The following is a 19884-nucleotide window of genomic DNA, read 5'->3' as shown; positions in this document are numbered from 1 at the left end:
GTCACCCACCCTGCCCATGCGTGTATCCGGGCGGCGGCACCCACCGCCGCCCGGCCGGAGGAGGAGCTCGACGTGAACCGACGCAGACCCCGGTGGCGAGGACTGTTCGCCGCCGCACTGGCCACCGCCGTGGGAGTGCCCTTCCTGGGCGCGCTGCCCGCCGCGGCCGACCCCGCACCCACACCGGCCCCGCTGCTCCGTAAGGCGGAAAGCCAGGTGCTGGAGGACCTCGGCGCCCGCGACCGGACCTCGTTCTGGGTCCAGCTCGACTCGGAGGCCGACACCTCGGCCGCGAGGAAGGCCACCACGAAGACCGGCCGGGACCGCGCCGTCATCCAGGCGAAGACCGCGCACGCGGACAGGAGCCAGAAGGCGCTGCGCGCGCTGCTGGAGGAGGCGGGCGCGCACTACACCCCGTACTGGATCACCAACACCGTCGAGGTCACCGGCGACAAGGCGCTGGCGGAGAAGATCGCCGCCCGCCCCGAGGTCGCGTCGATCCGTGCCGACGACGCGGTCGAGCTCCCGGTGCCCCTCGACGCCACGACGGAGCCCAAGGTCGACGGCGTCGAGTGGAACATCGACCGGATCAACGCGCCCGAGGTCTGGAACGAGTTCGGCGTACGCGGCGAAGGCGTCGTCATCGGCAGCATCGACACCGGCGTCGACTACCGCCACCCGGCCCTCGCGGCCACCTACCGGGGACTGCGCGCCGACGGATCGTACGACCACGCGTACAACTGGTTCGACGCCGTGGGCAGTTGCGCCGGCGATGCCCCCTGCGACGACCAGGGCCACGGCACCCACACCATGGGCACCATGGTCGGCGACGACGGCAACGGCAACGCGATCGGTGTCGCACCCGGCGCGAGCTGGATCGCGGCCAAGGGCTGCGGGACCACGGACTGCCCGCAGTCCGCGCTGCTCGCGGCCGGCCAGTGGATGCTCGCGCCGACCGACGCCGACGGCGAGAACCCCCGCCCGGACCTCGCCCCCGACGTCATCAACAACTCCTGGGGCGCCGACAGCCTCGACACCTGGTACCAGGCGATGGTCCAGGCATGGCGCGACGCGGGCATCTTCCCGGCGTTCTCCAACGGCAACGCCGGCCCGTCCTGCGACACCGCGGGCGTCCCGGGCGCCTACACCAACACGTACTCCTCCGGCGCCTTCGACAGCAGCAACAAGATCGCCGACTTCTCCTCCCGCGGCCCCGGCGTCGGCGGCACCGTCAAACCGAACATCACCGCGCCCGGAGTGAACGTCCGCTCGGCGGCCCCCGGCGGCGGATACGTCGCCAAATCGGGAACCTCGATGGCCTCGCCGCACACCGCCGCCACGGTGGCCCTGATCTGGTCGGCCGCCCCCGCGCTCCGCGGTGACGTCGCGGCGACCGAGGCGCTCCTGAACGACTCCGCGATCGACGTGGACGCCACCTCCTGCGGCGGCACCGCGGACTTCAACAACATCTACGGCGAGGGCCGGCTCGACGCGTACGCCGCGGTCCTCGCCGCCCCGCGCACGGACGTCGGAGCCCTCACCGGCACCGTCACCACGGACGGCGACCCCGCCGCCGAGGTCCACGTCGACGTGGACGGCCCGATGCACGCGAGCGTCCGTACGAAGGCGGACGGCACCTACGCGCTCCCGCGCCTGGTCGCCGGTGACTACCGGGTGACCGTGAGCAAGTTCGGCTACGTCACCGACGCGGCGACGGTCACCGTCACCGCGGACGCGACCGTCACCCACGACGCGGCGCTCACCACCGCCCCCACCGGCACCGTGAGCGGCACGGTGACCAGCGCGTCCGGCCTCGAGGCCGACGTGACGGTCAAGGTCCAGGGCACCCCGGTACGCGTCGAGACCGGCGCCGACGGCAGGTACACGCTCACCGTGCCCGTCGGCAGCTACCAGTTCAGCGTGACGCCGCTCAACCACTGCGCGGCCGCCGTCGGCATCACCGTCACCGTGGCCAAGGGCGCCACCACCAAGAACATCGCGCTCGCCGCCCGTACCGACGCCTTCGGCACCACCTGCCGGCAGACCGGCGAGGCGTACCCGACGGGCGACACCGCGCTGGCCCTCAACCCCCCGACGGGCTCCTACGCGGCCGTCACCCTTCCCTTCCCGGTCGCCCTGTACGGGCACGTCTACGACAAGGGCTGGGTGACCCGCGACGGGCAGCTGGTCTTCGGCTCCCTGTACATGGGGGACAACGGCAGCCTGCCCAGCACCTCGGGAGCCAACGGCGCGCTCTCCCCGTTCTGGGACCAGCTCGCCACGGACTCCTCCTCCGGCGTGTACACGGCCGTGCGGGGCACCGCGCCGCACCGCGAGTACGTCGTGGAGTGGCGCGACATGCTGCTGGCCAGGAACACCACCCAGCGCATCGGATTCGCCGCCACGATCAGCGAGGACGGTACGTACACCTTCCACTACCAGGGCATCGGCGACGGCGCCTTCGAGCACGGGACCGGGGCCACGATCGGCGCCGAGAACCACGACGGCACCGACGGCTTCCTCTACTCCTTCGACGAGAGGTCGCTGCGCGACTCCATGGCGATCCGGTTCCGGCCGGAGGGACACGCCGTCGTCTCCGGCACGGTGACCGACGCCAACGACGGCAAGCCGGTCCCCGGCGCCACCGTCACGGTCACCCGGAGCGGGACCACGGTCGCCTCCCTCACCACCCGCGCCGACGGCGGCTACCTGGCGCAGATCCCGGCGACCACCGCGGCCAGCCACCGGATCGCGGTCACGGCACCCCACTACATGGCAGGGAACACCACGGTCACCCTGGAGAGCCTGTCCGCGGTCGGCACCGCGACAGCGCTGCGCACCGGCGCGGTGTCGGTCGCCGCCGGCGCCCCCGGGAAGCTGATCATGCAGGTCGGTGAGCGGCGCGAGCGCACCCTCACCCTCGCCAACAGCGGCTCCCCGGCCGCGTACTCCGTCACCGAGAAGAGCGGCGCGAGCTGGCTGAAGGCGTCCCCGGCGTCGGGCAGCCTGGCCACCGGTGGCCGGACGAACGTCGTGCTGACCTTCGACACCTCGGGGGCCGCGCCCGGCACGGTGCTGACCGGCACCCTCGTCGTGGCCTCGGAGAGCGGCCGTGCGCCGTCCCTCTCGCTGCCCCTCACCGTGGTGGTGCCCGCCTACCGGAAGGGGATCGACGTCGGAGCCGACACCTCCTCGGTGGACGCGCTCGGCGACACCTGGTCGCCGGACCTCGCGTACGCGGACGGTTCCTACGGCTACACCGACCGGACCACGGTCCTCACGTACACCCGGCAGGACATCGTGGGGGCCTCCGACACCCGGGTGCAGCAGCTGCTGCGCTCCGGCCGTCAGGGGGTGACCGACTACCGCTTCGACGCCGTTCCGAACGGCGTCTACCAGGTGGAGCTGGGCTTCGCCGAGCCCGTCGCGGTGAAGCCCGGGAGCCGGGTCTTCGACGTGACGGCGGAAGGGGTGGAGAAGGTGTCCGACATCGACATCCGCCTGGAGTCGGGCGGCGTCCGCACGGCCCTCGCCAAGACCTTCACGGTGAAGGTGACCGACGGGCGGCTGGACGTGGGACTGTCCGCGGTCACCGGCGAGACCCTGATCAACTCGATCCGGGTGACCCAGCGGCCCGACATGTCCTGACACACGCCCGCGTTCCGAGGGCCCGTCCGGCGTTCCCGCCGGGCGGGCCCCCGGCGTGTCCGGGGCTGTCCGCGCGGCTCCGGGGAGGCCTGATTAGGTAACCCTAAGTGATGGATTCCACGTTGATCGTTCCGGACCGTGGTTGTCATACGGCTTCGAATTACGCAACAATGGCGTTGTGAAATACGTTGGCGAGGCTCCGCAGGAGGAACTCGCGACCGGTGAGCGCCCGACGCGCAACCGGATCGCGCGCTCCATCCTGGACCACGGCCCGTCCACCGCCGCCGACCTCGCGAAGCGGCTCGGACTCACCCAGGCCGCCGTCCGGCGCCACCTGGACGCCCTCGCCTGCGACGGAGTCGTCGAACCCCGCGAGCAGCGGGTGTACGGCGCGCGGACCCGCGGCCGGCCGGCCAAGGTGTTCGCCCTGACGGACAGCGGCCGGGACGCCTTCGACCAGTCGTACGACAAGCTCGCGGCCGAGGCGCTGCGCTGGATCGCCGAGACCGCGGGCGACGAGGCGGTCGTCGCGTTCGCCCGCTCCCGGATGGCCGCACAGGCGGAGAAGTACCGCGCGGCGGTCGAAGCCGCCGCACCCGAGGACCGGACAGCAGCCCTGGCCAGGGCTTTGTCCGCGGACGGGTACGCTGCTACGGCGCGCAGCGCGCCGGGCCCCCAGCAGGCCGAGCAGCTCTGCCAGCACCACTGCCCGGTCGCGCACGTCGCCGAGCAGTTCCCGCAGCTGTGCGAGGCGGAGACGGAATTCTTCTCCGAGCTGCTCGGGACCCACGTACAGCGTCTGGCCACCCTCGCCCACGGCGACGGCGTGTGCACGACGTACGTACCCAAGGGCGGTCCTGGCGGCGGTGCCACCGACGCCGGCGCGCCCCCACGGACCACCACCACCTCAGTATCAGCAAGCACTGCCGGGAGGAACCCCGCATGACGCTCCCTACGGAGACTGCCCACCCCGAACTCGAGGGCCTGGGTACGTACGAATTCGGCTGGGCCGACTCCGACGCGGCAGGCGCGGCGGCCAAGCGCGGCCTCTCGGAAGATGTCGTCCGTGACATCTCGGCCAAGAAGAACGAGCCCGAGTGGATGCTCAAGCTCCGCCTCAAGGGCCTCAAGCTCTTCGGCAAGAAGCCCATGCCGAACTGGGGCTCGGACCTGTCGGGCATCGACTTCGACAACATCAAGTACTTCGTGCGGTCCACCGAGAAGCAGGCGGAGTCCTGGGAGGACCTGCCCGAGGACATCAAGAACACGTACGACAAGCTCGGCATCCCGGAGGCGGAGAAGCAGCGCCTCGTCGCCGGTGTCGCCGCCCAGTACGAGTCCGAGGTCGTCTACCACCAGATCCGTGAGGACCTGGAGGAGCAGGGCGTCATCTTCCTCGACACGGACACCGCGCTGAAGGAGCACCCGGAGCTCTTCAAGGAGTACTTCGGCACCGTCATCCCGGTCGGCGACAACAAGTTCGCCTCCCTGAACACGGCCGTGTGGTCCGGTGGCTCGTTCATCTACGTGCCCAAGGGCGTCCACGTCGACATCCCGCTCCAGGCCTACTTCCGTATCAACACGGAGAACATGGGCCAGTTCGAGCGGACGCTGATCATCGTCGACGAGGACGCGTACGTCCACTACGTCGAAGGCTGCACCGCGCCGATCTACTCCTCGGACTCGCTGCACAGCGCCGTGGTCGAGATCATCGTGAAGAAGGGCGGCCGCTGCCGCTACACGACCATCCAGAACTGGTCGAACAACGTCTACAACCTGGTCACCAAGCGCGCCGTGGCGTACGAGGGCGCGACCATGGAGTGGGTCGACGGCAACATCGGCTCCAAGGTCACCATGAAGTACCCGGCCGTCTACCTCATGGGCGAGCACGCCAAGGGCGAGACGCTCTCCATCGCCTTCGCGGGCGAGGGCCAGCACCAGGACGCCGGCGCCAAGATGGTCCACATGGCCCCGAACACCTCGTCCAACATCGTCTCCAAGTCGGTGGCGCGAGGCGGCGGCCGCACCTCCTACCGCGGCCTCATCGAGATCGGCGAGGGCGCGCCGGGCTCGAAGTCCAACGTGCTCTGCGACGCGCTGCTCGTCGACACGATCTCGCGCTCCGACACCTACCCGTACGTCGACGTCCGCGAGGACGACGTGTCGATGGGCCACGAGGCGACCGTCTCCAAGGTCTCCGAGGACCAGCTCTTCTACCTGATGAGCCGCGGACTCACCGAGTTCGAAGCCATGGCGATGATCGTGCGCGGGTTCGTCGAGCCGATCGCCAAGGAGCTCCCGATGGAGTACGCCCTGGAGCTGAACCGGCTGATCGAGCTGCAGATGGAGGGCTCGGTCGGCTAGTACGGCCCCGCCGTACACGCCCCGACCGCACCCCCTACGTCCAGACTTAAGAAAGCGAGCACTACGACAGCCATGGCTGAGGCTCAGAATTCCCCGGTGGGCTCCACCACCGCCGGTTCCATCGCGGTGGCCGCCGAGTCGACCGTCGCCACGCGCATGAGCGCCCCGCCCTCCTTCGACGTGGCGGACTTCCCGGTCCCGCACGGCCGCGAGGAGGAGTGGCGCTTCACACCGCTGGCGCGCCTGCGCGGGCTGCACGACGGCACCGCGGTGGCGAACGGCGGCGGCGTGAAGGTCGTCGTCGAGGCGCCCGAGGGCGTCACGGTGGAGACCGTGGGCCGCGACGACGCCCGGCTCGGCCGGGCCGGTGTCCCGGTGGACCGGGTCGCCGCCCAGGCGTACTCCGCGTTCACGCAGGCGTCGGTCGTCACGGTCGCGAAGGAGGCCGTGCTCACCGAGCCGGTCCGCATCGCGGTGCACGGCGAGGGCGGTACCTCCTACGGCCACCTGCTCGTCGAGGTCGGCGCCTTCGCCGAGGCGGTCGTGGTCATCGACCACACCGGCGACGCGGTACTCGCCGCCAACGTCGACTACGTCCTCGGCGACGGCGCGAAGCTCACCGTCGTCTCCGTCCAGGACTGGGACGACACCGCGGTCCACGTCGGCCAGCACAACGCGCTGATCGGCCGCGACGCCTCGTTCAAGTCCGTCGTCGTCACCTTCGGCGGCGACCTGGTCCGGCTGCACCCCCGGGTCGCGTACGCCGGCACCGGCGGCGAGGCCGAGCTGTTCGGCCTGTACTTCACGGACAAGGGCCAGCACCAGGAGCACCGCCTCCTGGTCGACCACAACACCCCGCACTGCAAGTCCAACGCGGTGTACAAGGGCGCCCTCCAGGGCGACGGGGCCCACGCGGTCTGGATCGGGGACGTCCTCATCCAGGCCAAGGCCGAAGGCACCGACACCTACGAGATGAACCGCAACCTGGTTCTGACCGACGGTGCCCGCGTCGACTCGGTGCCGAACCTGGAGATCGAGACCGGCGAGATCGTCGGCGCCGGCCACGCCTCGGCCACCGGCCGCTTCGACGACGAGCAGCTGTTCTACCTCCAGTCCCGCGGTATCCCGGCCGAGGAGGCCCGCCGGCTCGTCGTGCGCGGCTTCTTCGCCGAGCTGGTCCAGCAGATCGGCCTGCCGGACGTCGAGGCACGCCTGCTCGACAAGATCGAGGCAGAGCTGAAGGCGTCCGTCTGATGGCGTTCGTCAAGGTGTGCGCGCTGAGCGAGCTGGAGGACGACACCCCCAAGCGGGTGGAGCTCGAAGGCACCGCCGTCTCGGTCGTCCGTACCGAGGGCGAGGTGTTCGCCATCAACGACATCTGCTCGCACGCCAATGTGTCGCTGTCGGAGGGCGAGGTGGAGGACTGCATGATCGAGTGCTGGCTGCACGGCTCGTCCTTCGACCTGCGCACCGGCAAGCCGTCCGGCCTTCCCGCGACGCGCCCCGTCCCCGTTTACCCCGTAAAGATCGAAGGGGACGATGTGCTCGTCTCCGTCACCCAGGAGTCCTGAGTCACCCATGGCAACGCTTGAAATCCGCGACCTGCACGTCACCGTCGAGGCCGACAACGCCACGAAGGAGATCCTCAAGGGCGTCGACCTGACCGTGAAGCAGGGCGAGACCCACGCCATCATGGGCCCCAACGGGTCCGGCAAGTCCACCCTGGCGTACTCGCTCGCCGGTCACCCCAAGTACACGATCACGAGCGGCACCGTCACCCTCGACGGCGAGGACGTCCTCGAGATGTCCGTCGACGAGCGCGCCCGCGCCGGCCTGTTCCTCGCCATGCAGTACCCGGTCGAGATCCCCGGTGTCTCGGTCTCCAACTTCCTGCGCACCTCCGCCACCGCCGTCCGCGGCGAGGCCCCCAAGCTGCGTACGTGGGTCAAGGAGGTCAAGGAGACGATGGCCGGGCTCCAGATGGACCCGGCGTTCGCCGAGCGCAACGTCAACGAGGGCTTCTCCGGCGGTGAGAAGAAGCGCCACGAGATCCTCCAGCTGGAGCTCCTCAAGCCGAAGGTCGCCATCCTCGACGAGACCGACTCCGGCCTCGACGTCGACGCCCTGCGCGTCGTCTCCGAGGGCGTCAACCGGGTCCGCGAGACCGGTGAGGTCGGCACCCTGCTGATCACCCACTACACGCGGATCCTCCGCTACATCAAGCCCGACTTCGTGCACGTCTTCGCCAACGGCCGCATCGCCGAGTCCGGCGGCGCCGAGCTGGCCGACAAGCTGGAGAACGAGGGCTACGAGGCGTACGTGAAGGGTGGCGCTTCCGCGTGACTGACGCCCGCAAGGGACTGACCGGCCTCCTCGACACCGAGGCGATCCGCAAGGACTTCCCCATCCTGGGCCGCACGGTCCACGACGGCAAGAAGATCGTGTATCTGGACAGCGCGGCGACCTCGCAGAAGCCGCGCCAGGTCCTCGACGCTCTCAGCGAGTACTACGAGCGGCACAACGCCAACGTCCACCGCGGTGTGTACACCATCGCCGAGGAGGCCACCGCGCTGTACGAAGGCGCCCGCGACAAGGTCGCCGCCTTCATCAACGCGCCGAGCCGCGACGAGGTCATCTTCACGAAGAACGCCTCGGAGTCGCTCAACCTCGTCGCGAACATGCTCGGCTGGGCTGACGAGCCCTACCGGGTCGACCGCGACACCGAGATCGTCACCACCGAGATGGAGCACCACTCCAACATCGTCCCGTGGCAGCTGCTCGCGCAGCGCACCGGAGCGAAGCTGAAGTGGTTCGGCATCACGGACGACGGCCGGCTCGACCTGTCCAACATCGACGAGATCATCACCGAGAAGACGAAGATCGTCACCTTCACGCTGGTCTCGAACATCCTGGGCACGATCAACCCGGTCGAGCAGATCATCCGCCGCGCTCAGCAGGTCGGCGCGCTGGTCTGCATCGACGCCTCGCAGGCCGCCCCGCACATGGTGCTGGACGTGCAGGCGCTGCAGGCCGACTTCGTGGCCTTCACCGGTCACAAGATGGTCGGCCCGACCGGCATCGGCGTCCTGTGGGGACGGCAGGAGCTCCTGGAGGACCTGCCGCCGTTCCTCGGTGGCGGTGAGATGATCGAGACCGTGTCGATGCACTCGTCGACGTACGCCCCGGCACCGCACAAGTTCGAGGCGGGTACGCCCCCGATCGCGCAGGCCGTCGGCCTCGGCGCGGCCGTGGACTACCTCACCTCCATCGGCATGGAGAACATCCACCGCCACGAGCAGGCGATCACCGAATACGCGGTGGCGCGGCTCCTGGAGGTGCCGGACCTGCGGATCATCGGCCCGACCACGGCCGAGAACCGCGGCGCCACGATCTCCTTCACGCTCGGCGACATCCACCCGCACGACGTGGGCCAGGTCCTCGACGAACAGGGCATCGCGGTCCGGGTCGGCCACCACTGCGCACGGCCGGTCTGCCTGCGGTACGGAATTCCCGCGACCACGCGGGCGTCGTTCTATCTGTACTCCACGCCCGCCGAGGTCGACGCCCTGGTGGACGGTCTGGAGCACGTACGGAACTTTTTCGGTTGATGCTGAGGGCTGACGGGTGAAGCTGGATTCGATGTACCAGGAAGTGATCCTGGACCACTACAAGCACCCCCACGGGCGCGGCCTGCGGGACGGTGACGCCGAGGTGCACCACGTCAACCCGACGTGTGGCGACGAGATCACGCTCCGCGTGCGGTACGAGGGCGACACCCTCGCCGACGTCAGCTACGAGGGGCAGGGCTGCTCGATCAGCCAGGCCAGCGCCTCGGTGCTGAACGACCTGCTGGTCGGCAAGGAGCTGGACCAGGCGCGGAAGATCCAGGACGCCTTCCTGGAGCTGATGCAGTCCAAGGGCCAGCTGGAGCCCGACGACGCGATGGAGGAGATACTGGAGGACGCGGTCGCGTTCGCCGGTGTCTCCAAGTACCCGGCTCGCGTCAAGTGCGCGCTGCTGAGCTGGATGGCGTGGAAGGACGCGACGGCGCAGGCGCTGTCCGAAGGGAAGACCTCATGAGCGAGAACGAGACTGTGGCACTGAAGCCGGCCTCCGAGGAGGAGGTCCGCGAGGCGCTGTATGACGTCGTCGACCCCGAGCTGGGCATCGACGTCGTCAACCTGGGCCTGATCTACGGCATCCACATCGACGACGCCAACATCGCCACCCTCGACATGACGCTGACGTCCGCGGCCTGCCCGCTGACCGACGTCATCGAGGACCAGGCGAAGTCCGCGACCGACGGCATCGTCAGCGAGCTGCGGATCAACTGGGTCTGGATGCCGCCGTGGGGCCCGGACAAGATCACGGACGACGGGCGCGAGCAGCTCCGCGCGCTCGGCTTCAACGTCTGAGCATCGCTCCGTGCGGTACTGAGGACGGCCCCCGGCCCACACCACGTGGACCGGGGGCCGTCCTCGTACTGTTCGTCCGCCGTACGGGTGACGTGTGCCCCTCGTTGGCCCAGGAACCGGAACCTTCTCGTCGAGACCATGCCGACGGTCGAGAGACAGTCGAGCCATGCCGACGAGAGGGACGCAGTGACGCATCAGCCTTCACCCCAGCACCGCCGGGCCGCCGCCGCGACGGCCGGGGTCATCGCGCTGGCCGCACTGGGGCTCACCGCCCCCGCGCACGCCGCCTCCTACGGGACGCCGACCATCGCCCTGTCGGCCACGTACCTCTCCGGCGCGGTCGGTGCGACCGGCGCCGCCGACACGACCGTGACCGTCACCGTCGCGCAGAGCGGCGCCGACGCCACCGCCCTCACCGTCGCGGCCTCCGCCAGCTCCAAGACCTCGGTCGCCGCGACCTCCGACGTCAAGGTCACCGGCACCGGAGCGACCCGCCAGATCTCGGTCACCGCCCACGCCCGCGGGTACACCGACCTCACCATCAAGGTCACCGGCCTCGGCGGCAAGACGGCCACCAAGAAGCTGTACTACGCCGCCTCGGCCGCCGTGCAGAACGCCGCCGACACCCGCTACCTCACCGGGTCCTCGGACGCCTCGGCCGCCGTCGACGTCGGCGGGGGCTACGCGGTCGTCGCCGACGACGAGTCGAACGTCCTGCGCCTCTACAACCTCGCGGTCTCCGGCGCACCCGTGAAGACCTGGGACGTCGCGTCCAAGCTCGGGGCCGACAAGGAGATCGACATCGAGGGCGCGGCCCGGGTCGGCAACACCATCTACTGGACCGGCTCGCTCGGCAACAACAAGGACGGCGAGTACAAGGCCGACCGCAACACCGTCTTCACCACGGCCGTCTCCGGCTCCGGCGCCTCCACCGCGCTCACCGTCGGCAGCTCGTACAAGAAGCTCCGGGACGACCTCGTCGCCTGGGACGAGGCGAACGACGACCGGTACGGCTTCGCCGACGGCACCGAGGACGGCCAAGTACCCAAGCAGATCGACGGGTTCAACGTGGAGGGCCTGGAGTTCGCGCCCGGCTCCACCACCACCGCGTACGTCGGCTTCCGGGCGCCCCTCGTGCCGCCGAAGTCCGGCGGCAAGGGCCTGATCGTGCCGGTGACCAACTTCGACAAGGTCGTCGGCAGCGGCACCAAGCCGGTCTTCGGCACCCCGATCGAGCTGGACCTCGGCGGCCTCGCGATCCGCGACATCCGGAAGAACGCCGCGGACCAATACCTCATCGTCGCCGGCTCCTGGGAGGCGGACGACAACTCCGACCCGTACGCCCTCTACAGCTGGGACGGCGTCGCCGGCCACGCCCCCGTCAAGCGCACCGACCTGCCCACCACCGACCCGGGCGGCTGGGAGGCCGTCGTCTCGGTGCCCGACCTGACGGTCGCGGGCACCCGCGCCCAGCTGATCACCGACGCCGGCGCGGCCGACCTCTACGGGGACGGTACGGAGGCGAAGGACCTGGACCACGCCGAGTTCAAGAAGTCCCGCGCCACCTGGTTCACGGTCGGCGGCTGACCGGATTCCGGGCGCTCGGACGGCCGGAGGACTCGCGGAGCCCGAGGACCGGCCCGGCGAACGGCACCGGGTGAACGGACCCTGGCGGGTCGGGGTCCGTTCATCCGGGGAACATCCGCCCGCCCGGTTGTCTCCGCCGGGGGAGGGCATCCTTACGCCCGGCGTGCCGCACGGGCACCCGCGAGGGCGAAGGCGGGCGAATGACACCGATCAGCCGTAGGGGATTCGTAGGACTCGGCGCCTCCGCGGCAGCCGGCCTGACGCTGGGAGCGGGAACGCGCCCCGCCGGGGCCGTGGACGCGGCCGCCGGTACCGCGACGGGCACCATCACGGACGTGCGCCACGTGGTGATCCTGATGCAGGAGAACCGCAGCTTCGACCACTACTTCGGACGGCTGAAGGGCGTACGGGGTTTCGACGACCGCGGCACCGTCACCCTGGCGGGCAACCGCTCGGTCTTCGACCAGCCCAACGGTACGGGCCGTCAGTTCCCCTGGAAGCTGAGCGCGACCCCGGCCGCCGGCGGGCAGGACGGCGAGACTCTCGCCCAGTGCAACGGCGACCTGCCGCACTCCTGGTCCTCCCAGCACTCCGCGTGGAACAAGGGCCGCCTGGACAACTGGGTGGCTGGGGTCGGCAGCGTCCGCTCGCTTGGGTACCTCGACCGTTCGGACCTCCCCTTCCACTACGCGCTCGCCGACGCCTACACGGTCTGCGACGCCTACTTCTGCTCCACCCTCAGCGCCACCGGTCCGAACCGCACCTACCTGTGGAGCGGCAAGGTCGACGCCGCCAGCTACGACGGCGGCGACGAGTCGGGCCTGACGTGGCAGAACTACGCCCAGGCACTCCAGGCGGCCGGAGTGAGCTGGAGGGTCTACCAGAACGCCCAGGACAACTACGGGGACAACGGCTGCGCCTACTTCAAGGCCTTCGCGAGCGCCGGGGCGGGTGATCCGCTGTACGACCGGGGCATGTCATCCGTCCCGAAGGTGACAGGGTCCACCCCGGACGACATCGCCGCCGCCATCAAGGCGGACGTCCTCGCCGGGACCCTGCCGCAGGTCTCCTGGGTGGTTCCGAACCAGGCGTTCTCCGAACACCCCTACGCCCCGCCCGGCGACGGTGCCCATTTCGTCGACCTCGTCTACCGGGCCCTCGCGGCGGACCCGGACGTCTTCGATTCCACCGTCCTGTTCCTCAACTACGACGAGAACGACGGCTTCTTCGACCACGTGCCGCCGCCCGCCCCGCCCGCGGGGACTCCGGGCGAGTTCCTGAACGGCGTGCCCTACGGCTTCGGATTCCGCGTCCCGATGACCGTCGTCTCTCCCTGGACCCGCGGCGGCTGGGTCTCCTCGGAGGTCTTCGAGCACACCTCGGTGCTGCGCTTCCTGGAGACCTGGACGACCGCCCTCGGCACGCCCGCGGCCTGCCCCAACATCAGCGAGTGGCGACGCAAGGTGAGTGGGGACCTGACCGGCGTCTTCGACTTCGCCCACCCGGTCAAGGGGGCGGTGGCGCTGCCCGCGACCGGCGTGATCGGGCTCTCGACGTGCGGCCCGCTGCCCAATCCCGTTCCGACGAACAACGCCCTGCCCGCGCAGGAGCCCGGCACCCGCCCGTCCCGAGCCCTGCCCTACCAGCCCAACGGGTACCTGGACCGGCTGGAGTTCGGGGCCTCCGGGAAGATCCTCGCCTGGTTCACGATGACCAACCAGGGGGCGCCGGCGACCCGGGCGGCGCACCTCTCCATCCATCCGAACGCCTACCGCGACACCACCCCCTGGCAGTACACGGTGGATGCCGGAGGCACCGCCTCCGACTTCTTCAACATCGGTTCCGGGTACGGCAGCGGCGCGTACGACCTCACCATGACCGGCCCCAACCGCTTCCTGCGCCGATTCCGGGGTGACGCCACCAAGGCGGGCAAGACGGCGGAGGTCCGCACCCGGTACGCCACGGAGACCGGCACGGGCAAGCTCGCCCTCTGGTTCACGATGGTCAACTCGGGCTCGGCCGCTGTGAAGTTCACCATTACGTCCACCCACTACCGGAGCGACGGTCCGTGGACCTACACCGTCCCCGCCGGTTCCTCCACGGAGGACTTCTTCAACGTGGTCGCCCTCACGAACGGCTGGTACGACTTCACGGTCACGGTCGACTCCGACGCCTCGTGGTCGCGCAGGTTCACCGGTCGACTGGAGACCGGCGCGGCCGGGGTCAGCGGCTGACGCCTGCCGGTTCCGCCGGACGAGCCGCGCCGTTGCCCGGTGGCGGCCGGCGCGGTCTGGCAGAGTGACGCCATGGCCTCTTCCTGGTACACGCTCGTCGTGGACGCCCACGACATGTCGTCGCTCGCCCGCTTCTGGTGCGAGGTGCTGGACTGGAAGGTCGTCTACGAGGACGAGGACGAGGTGACGATCGGGGCGAACCCGGAGGCCCTGCCCGGCCTCTGCTTCGTCTCCGTACCGGAGCGCAAGACGGTCAAGAACCGTCTGCACATCGACCTCAGCCCCGACGACCGGGAGGCGGAGGTCGAGCGGATCGTCGCGCTCGGAGCCACGCGGGTCGATGTCGGGCAGGGGGACGACGCGACTTGGGTCGTGCTGGCCGATCCCGAGGGCAATGAATTCTGCGTACTCCGCCCGAAGCGGACGCTGCTGGACTGAGAGGCTCTCCGCGCCCGGTCCTGTCAGGACCGGGCGCGGGGCCCGACGGACGCAGGGGTGGTCAGGGCGCGGAGTCCCCGTCCTGGCCGGGCTGCGGTGCGGGGTCATCAGGCTGCGGGGCGGGGCCGGGCTGCGGTGTGTCGCCGGGCTGGGGGCCCGGGTGGCCGTACGGAGCCTGGCCCGGCTGCGGGGCCTGACCCGGGTTGCCGTACGGCGGGGGTGCGTAAGCGGGTTGCAGGGGGAGGCCCGCCGCGGTGGCCAGGTCCTGGGCGAGGTTCTCCGTACGCATGCGGCGGTCGATGTAGAGCAGCCCCAGGATCAGCGGGGGGAAGGTGCCCACGAAGATCTGGCCGATCATCTGACCGGCCAGCGCGAGCGCGACGACGCCGGCCATGGAGATCAGGACGCTGGTGAGGCTCGAGTCGCTGTCCACGTTCGACGTGGTCAGCACGGAGGAGAACATGGCGGCGGCGGAGAACGGCAGCTGGATGACGTACGAGGCCATGCCGGCGATCATCTGGCCCAGCAGCGATATGCCGAGGATCCGCCACCAACTGCCGCGTACCAGCCGGGACGAGCGGCGCATCGCGGCGATCGGTCCCTGGTGTTCGAGGACTACCGCCGTCGGCGCCAGCGAGAACTTGACCCAGAGCCAGGAGGCGAGCGGTCCGGCCGCCAGCAGGAGCAGGAAGGTGATCCCGAGGAACACGGCGGCGCTGTCCGCGTCGCCGTTCGACACGACCAGCGCGAGTACGGACGCCTCGCACGCCATCAGCAGGACGAGGGGAACCAACGCGATCAGCGCGGTCAGGAACACCGTGCCCAGCATGGCCCGCAGCCTGGACACGGCGGTCTCGCGGACCATGCGGAAGGTGACCGGGCGACCCAGCACCGCCCCCTGGAGCACCGCGGGCACGGCTGCCTGCACCAGGGTGAGGGCCAGGACGAACAGCACGATCCCGATCAGCACCACGACGCCGAGTGCCACCAGGACCGGGGTGATGTCGTCCCAGTCCACGTCCGTCTCCCCGGAGTACTCGCTGATGCGGTCCAGGGATCCGTGGACGGCCGACAGGGCGATCAGCAGCGTCGCCATGAACGCGACCGCCGCCGCTCCGTAGGTCGCCGCGGTGAAGCCGAACAGCGCCTTCCAGTAGCGGCCCATCGTGGAGAAGGCGCCGTTGAAGATGTTCGAGAGCTGCAAGGGCGCCAGCGGTATCACCCCGGGCTCCGGCGGCGGTGGCATCCGCCGGCCGCCCCAGCCCTGGTGAGCTCCCCAGCCGTACGGCGCGCCACCCTGCGCTCCGCCGCCCCACCCCGCGTCCTGCGTCACTCTTCCCCCACGTGATGATTGTTCGGTTGTTCGACCGGAGGCCGATGCGGGACACGGTAGCGCTCGGGACCTGGGGACGGATCTGCGGGAGGGCGTAGAACCGGGACGCGACCAGCCGGTTCCTGAGACCGGTTCGCCCGGGCGGGACCCGGACGGTTAGGTTTCGGTCATGACCGACACGACTTCCCAGGGCTCGTCCCGTACCACCGGCGCCGTCGCCGCCGGCCTCGCCACCATCGCCGGGAACGGCACCGTCCTCGACACCTGGTTCCCCGCCCCCGAGCTCACCGCCGAGCCCGGCCCGGCCGGCACGCAGCGGCTCACCGCCGACGAGGCCGTGAACCTGCTCGGCGAGGGCGCCGCCAAGGCCGTCGGCGTGGACGCCCGCCGCGGAGTCGAGATCGTCGCCGTCCGCACGGTCATCTCCTCGCTGGACGACAAGCCGCTGGACGCGCACGACGCCTACCTGCGCCTGCACCTGCTCTCCCACCGGCTCGTCCAGCCGCACGGCCAGAACCTGGACGGCCTCTTCGGCCTCCTTGCCAACGTCGCCTGGACCTCGCTCGGCCCTGTCGCCGTGGACGACCTGGACAAGGTCCGGCTGAACGCCCGTGCCGAGGGCCTGCACCTCCAGGTCACCTCGGTCGACAAGTTCCCCAGGATGACGGACTACGTCGCGCCCAAGGGCGTCCGTATCGCCGACGCCGACCGGGTCCGCCTCGGCGCGCACCTGGCGTCCGGTACGACCGTCATGCACGAGGGCTTCGTCAACTTCAACGCCGGCACGCTCGGCACGTCGATGGTCGAGGGCCGCATCTCCGCGGGCGTCGTCATCGGCGACGGCTCGGACATCGGCGGCGGCGCCTCCACCATGGGCACCCTCTCCGGCGGCGGCAAGGAGCGCATCGTGATCGGCGAGCGCTGCCTCATCGGCGCGGAGGCGGGCATCGGCATCGCGCTCGGCGACGAGTGCGTCGTCGAAGCCGGGCTGTACGTCACCGCCGGCACCCGCGTCACGATGCCGGACGGCCAGGTCGTCAAGGCCCGCGACCTCTCGGGCGCCTCGAACATCCTCTTCCGCCGCAACTCCGTCACGGGCGCCGTCGAGGCCCGCCCGAACAACGCGGTCTGGGGCGGACTGAACGACATCCTGCACGCGCACAACTGAGCGCGCACGGCCAGGCGGTACGGAACAGCCCCCGGTGCCCCCGGGGGCTGTTCCGTACCCGGCCGACGCGACAGGGGAGCGCCGGGCGCGGAGAGTGGAGGGAGGAGAACCTCCCGACGCTCGAAAGGGGATCCACCGTGCGGGCGCTCACTTACCACGGGAAGCGGGACGTCAGGGTCGAGACGGTCCCCGATCCCCCGATCGAGAAGCCGGACGACGTGATCGTGCGCATCACCTCGACCGGGATCTGCGGCTCCGACCTCCATCTCTACGAGGTCCTCGGCCCCTATCTCGACCCGGGCGACATCCTCGGCCACGAGCCGATGGGGATCGTCGAGGAGATTGGCCCCGAGGTCACCGCCGTGGCGAAGGGCGACCGGGTCGTCATCCCGTTCAACATCTGCTGCGGCCGCTGTTTCATGTGCGAGCAGGGCCTGCACTCCCAGTGCGAGACCACCCAGGTGCGCTCCCGCGGCATGGGCGCCGCGCTCTTCGGTTACACCAAGCTGTACGGCCAAGTCCCGGGCGGGCAGGCACAGTTCCTCCGGGTCCCGTTCGGCAACAGCCTGCCGATCAAGGTACCGGCGGGCCCGCCGGACGACCGGTTCGTCTACCTCTCCGACGTGCTGCCCACCGCCTGGCAGGCGGTCGAGTACGCGGCGATCCCGCCCGGCGGCACGGTCACCGTCCTGGGCCTCGGCCCGATCGGGGCGATGGCGGCCCGCATCGCCCGCCACCGGGGAGCCGGACTCGTCGTCGGCGTGGACCTCGTACCCGAACGCCTGGCCAGGGCGAGTACGTACGGTGCCACCTGCCTGGACCTGCGCCGGTACGACAAGGGTCCGGGCGACGCGATCCGGGAACTCACCCAGGGGCGCGGTACGGACTCCGTCATCGACGCCGTCGGCATGGAGGCGCACGGCGCCCCGACGGCCAAGGCGGCCCACTGGGCGGTCGGACTGCTCCCGGACGCGGTCGCCGAACGCCTCATGGAGACGGCGGGCATCGACCGGCTGTCCGCGGTGTACGCCGCCGTGGACGCGGTGCGCCGGGGCGGCACGATCTCGCTCTCCGGCGTCTACGGAGGCGCCGTCGACCCGCTGCCCCTGCTGAAGATGTTCGACAAGCAGATCCAGCTCCGGATGGGACAGGCGAACGTGTGGCGCTGGGTCGACGACATCCTGCCGCTGCTCACCGACACCGACCCGCTGGGCGTCGACAGTTTCGCGACGCACCACATGCCGCTGGAACAAGGACCTCAGGCGTACGCCGCCTTCCAGCAGAAGGCGGACGGCATGATCAAAACCCTGCTGAACCCCTGACGGAAGCGCGCCGCACCCGGTGGCGGGGTCCGTCCGTCGTCACCCCCGGTGCCGCTGCCGCCACTCGATCATGAGGATGGTGGCGTCGTCCTTCAGGTTGTCGTTCTGGTGCTCAAGGATCGAGTGGATGAGCTGACGAAGGGCCTCCGGGGCGAGTTCGCCGACCGCGGTGGCGCGGATGATGGAGGTGGTGAAGCCCGCGAGGCCGAACTGCGACCCGCCGGCCAGGCGCGCCTCGGTCACCCCGTCCGTGTACAGGATGACGCGGTCACCCGGCTCCAGCGCCGCTTCGTGCACCGTGCGGGAGCCACCGCCGAGCACTCCGGGCGTGCCCATCGGGGGTTCGCCCGGATATTCGAGGGCGCTCTCCAGGACCTGTTCGTCGCGGATGAGGAGGGGCGGCGGGTGCCCGCTGTTGACCCAGCTCAGAATGCCGCTGGCCAGGTCGAGCTGGAGGACGATCCCGGTGCAGAACTGGTCCGGAAGCCACTCCGCGAGCGCCTCGTCGACGGTCCTCACCATCTCGCCCAGCCCGGAGCCCCGGCGCCGGGCACTCCGGCAGCCGGCCATCGCGATCGCGGTGGTCAGCCCGGACGCGAGGTTGTGCCCCATCGCGTCCAGGATCACGGCGTGCAGCGTCGACTCCGTCATCGCGTGGTCGAACGCGTCCCCGCCCAGCTCGTAGGCGGGTTCGAGGACCGCGGTGGAGACGGCCCGGTCGTCGCCGATGGAGCGGGGCGGCAGCAGGGCCCGCAGCATCTCCGCCGGCAGCGTCATGGTCCCGGTGCGCGCCTGCTGCACGAGCCGGTCGCTGAACGCGCGCTTGGAGGTGATGGCCATGGCGAGGACGGACGCGAGCGACCCGCACCGTTCCAGCAGGGTGCCGTCCAGCGTCTCCAGATGGAAGCCGGCCACCCCCAGCCGCTCCTCGCCGTCGACGAGCGGGAGCCAGACGATCAGCGTGCGGGCGTCGGTGTTCTGCACGCGCAGCGACAGCGCGCGGTAGGCCCAGCCGGCCAGGGACCCGTCCACCGGCATCCGGTTCCCGCCCGAGAGGAGGGTCAGGCACCTCTGCTGGAGGTCCACCAGGTAGACGTCCACGTGGCCGAGGCCGAGGCGTGCGGCGTACCGGTTGACGAGGACGGAGAGGTTGGTCGGAGCCGTCGCGTGCACCTCCGCCAGGAGGGCGTGCAGGACGTGTTCGGCCAAGTCTCCGGAGGACTCCTTCATCGGCGCGCCTCCCACGCCGTCGGACACCACCTGGCGGTGGTGCGGTGCGCTGTGCCGCGGGACATGGCGGACTCCAGGGGCCGGGGGAGGGCACCGGCGCGCGCCGTCCAGGTGCACCGGACCGGGAGCGTGCCGTCGTCCGTCC

General features: G+C 70.5%; 16 protein-coding genes. 14 read left to right on the top strand and 2 right to left on the bottom strand.

The window, feature by feature from the left end:
* Positions 1-72 precede the first annotated feature (72 nt).
* The 12 genes from OG599_RS07225 to OG599_RS07170 all read left to right on the top strand — a co-directional run bounded on the left by OG599_RS07225 (position 73) and on the right by OG599_RS07170 (position 14686).
* Positions 73-3648, top strand: a complete 3576-nt coding sequence (locus OG599_RS07225) for a S8 family serine peptidase (RefSeq protein ID WP_327175114.1) — start codon at positions 73-75, stop codon at positions 3646-3648.
* 178 nt (positions 3649-3826) lie between these two features.
* On the top strand, positions 3827-4594 hold the full coding sequence (locus OG599_RS07220) for a helix-turn-helix transcriptional regulator (RefSeq protein ID WP_327175113.1): 768 nt from the start codon (positions 3827-3829) through the stop codon (positions 4592-4594).
* A complete protein-coding gene (sufB, locus tag OG599_RS07215; RefSeq protein WP_327175112.1) occupies positions 4591-6012 on the top strand; it encodes a Fe-S cluster assembly protein SufB in 1422 nt (473 codons plus the stop codon). Before OG599_RS07220 ends, sufB begins: the two co-directional genes overlap by 4 nt.
* Before the next feature lie 72 nt (positions 6013-6084).
* The gene (gene sufD / locus OG599_RS07210; RefSeq protein ID WP_327175111.1) at positions 6085-7266 is read left to right on the top strand and encodes a Fe-S cluster assembly protein SufD; all 1182 of its coding nucleotides are present in this window, start codon (positions 6085-6087) and stop codon (positions 7264-7266) included.
* Complete coding sequence (locus tag OG599_RS07205; RefSeq protein WP_327175110.1) at positions 7266-7583, top strand: bifunctional 3-phenylpropionate/cinnamic acid dioxygenase ferredoxin subunit; 318 nt, start codon at positions 7266-7268, stop codon at positions 7581-7583. Before sufD ends, OG599_RS07205 begins: the two co-directional genes overlap by 1 nt.
* A gap of 7 nt (positions 7584-7590) precedes the next feature.
* Positions 7591-8355 carry a Fe-S cluster assembly ATPase SufC gene (gene sufC, locus OG599_RS07200; protein WP_266703126.1) on the top strand — a complete coding sequence of 255 codons (765 nt, stop codon included), beginning with the start codon at positions 7591-7593 and terminating at the stop codon, positions 8353-8355.
* The gene (locus OG599_RS07195) at positions 8352-9620 is read left to right on the top strand and encodes a cysteine desulfurase (protein WP_327175109.1); all 1269 of its coding nucleotides are present in this window, start codon (positions 8352-8354) and stop codon (positions 9618-9620) included. Before sufC ends, OG599_RS07195 begins: the two co-directional genes overlap by 4 nt.
* A 16-nt stretch (positions 9621-9636) precedes the next feature.
* Entirely contained in the window at positions 9637-10092 is a 456-nt protein-coding gene (gene sufU, locus OG599_RS07190) for a Fe-S cluster assembly sulfur transfer protein SufU (protein ID WP_327175108.1), read from the top strand.
* Positions 10089-10427 carry a metal-sulfur cluster assembly factor gene (locus OG599_RS07185; RefSeq protein WP_266703120.1) on the top strand — a complete coding sequence of 113 codons (339 nt, stop codon included), beginning with the start codon at positions 10089-10091 and terminating at the stop codon, positions 10425-10427. Before sufU ends, OG599_RS07185 begins: the two co-directional genes overlap by 4 nt.
* Before the next feature lie 138 nt (positions 10428-10565).
* Positions 10566-12014: a hypothetical protein gene (locus OG599_RS07180; protein WP_442809387.1), complete on the top strand. Its 1449-nt coding sequence runs from the start codon at positions 10566-10568 to the stop codon at positions 12012-12014.
* A gap of 200 nt (positions 12015-12214) precedes the next feature.
* Positions 12215-14248, top strand: a complete 2034-nt coding sequence (locus OG599_RS07175; protein WP_327175106.1) for a phosphocholine-specific phospholipase C — start codon at positions 12215-12217, stop codon at positions 14246-14248.
* 72 nt (positions 14249-14320) lie between these two features.
* The gene (locus OG599_RS07170) at positions 14321-14686 is read left to right on the top strand and encodes a VOC family protein (protein WP_327175105.1); all 366 of its coding nucleotides are present in this window, start codon (positions 14321-14323) and stop codon (positions 14684-14686) included.
* Positions 14687-14747: 61 nt separating this feature from the next.
* Here OG599_RS07170 and OG599_RS07165 read toward each other — a convergent pair whose 3' ends face one another.
* Entirely contained in the window at positions 14748-16019 is a 1272-nt protein-coding gene (locus OG599_RS07165) for a DUF3824 domain-containing protein (protein ID WP_327175104.1), read from the bottom strand.
* A gap of 169 nt (positions 16020-16188) precedes the next feature.
* Here OG599_RS07165 and dapD point away from each other — a divergent pair, with 169 nt between their 5' ends.
* Positions 16189-17187, top strand: coding sequence for a 2,3,4,5-tetrahydropyridine-2,6-dicarboxylate N-succinyltransferase (gene dapD, locus OG599_RS07160; protein ID WP_327175103.1), 999 nt, complete (start codon positions 16189-16191; stop codon positions 17185-17187).
* Positions 17188-17324: 137 nt separating this feature from the next.
* On the top strand, positions 17325-18509 hold the full coding sequence (locus OG599_RS07155; RefSeq protein WP_327175102.1) for a zinc-dependent alcohol dehydrogenase: 1185 nt from the start codon (positions 17325-17327) through the stop codon (positions 18507-18509).
* Between the two features lie 39 nt (positions 18510-18548).
* Here OG599_RS07155 and OG599_RS07150 read toward each other — a convergent pair whose 3' ends face one another.
* Positions 18549-19739: a PP2C family protein-serine/threonine phosphatase gene (locus OG599_RS07150; protein ID WP_327175101.1), complete on the bottom strand. Its 1191-nt coding sequence runs from the start codon at positions 19737-19739 to the stop codon at positions 18549-18551.
* Positions 19740-19884: the final 145 nt, after the last annotated feature.

Origin of the sequence: Streptomyces sp. NBC_01335, assembly GCF_035953295.1 — a bacterium.
Lineage (GTDB): Bacteria > Actinomycetota > Actinomycetes > Streptomycetales > Streptomycetaceae > Streptomyces.
The sequence above is the reverse complement of the archived record's forward strand: the minus strand, read 5'-3'. Positions and strand labels throughout refer to the sequence as shown.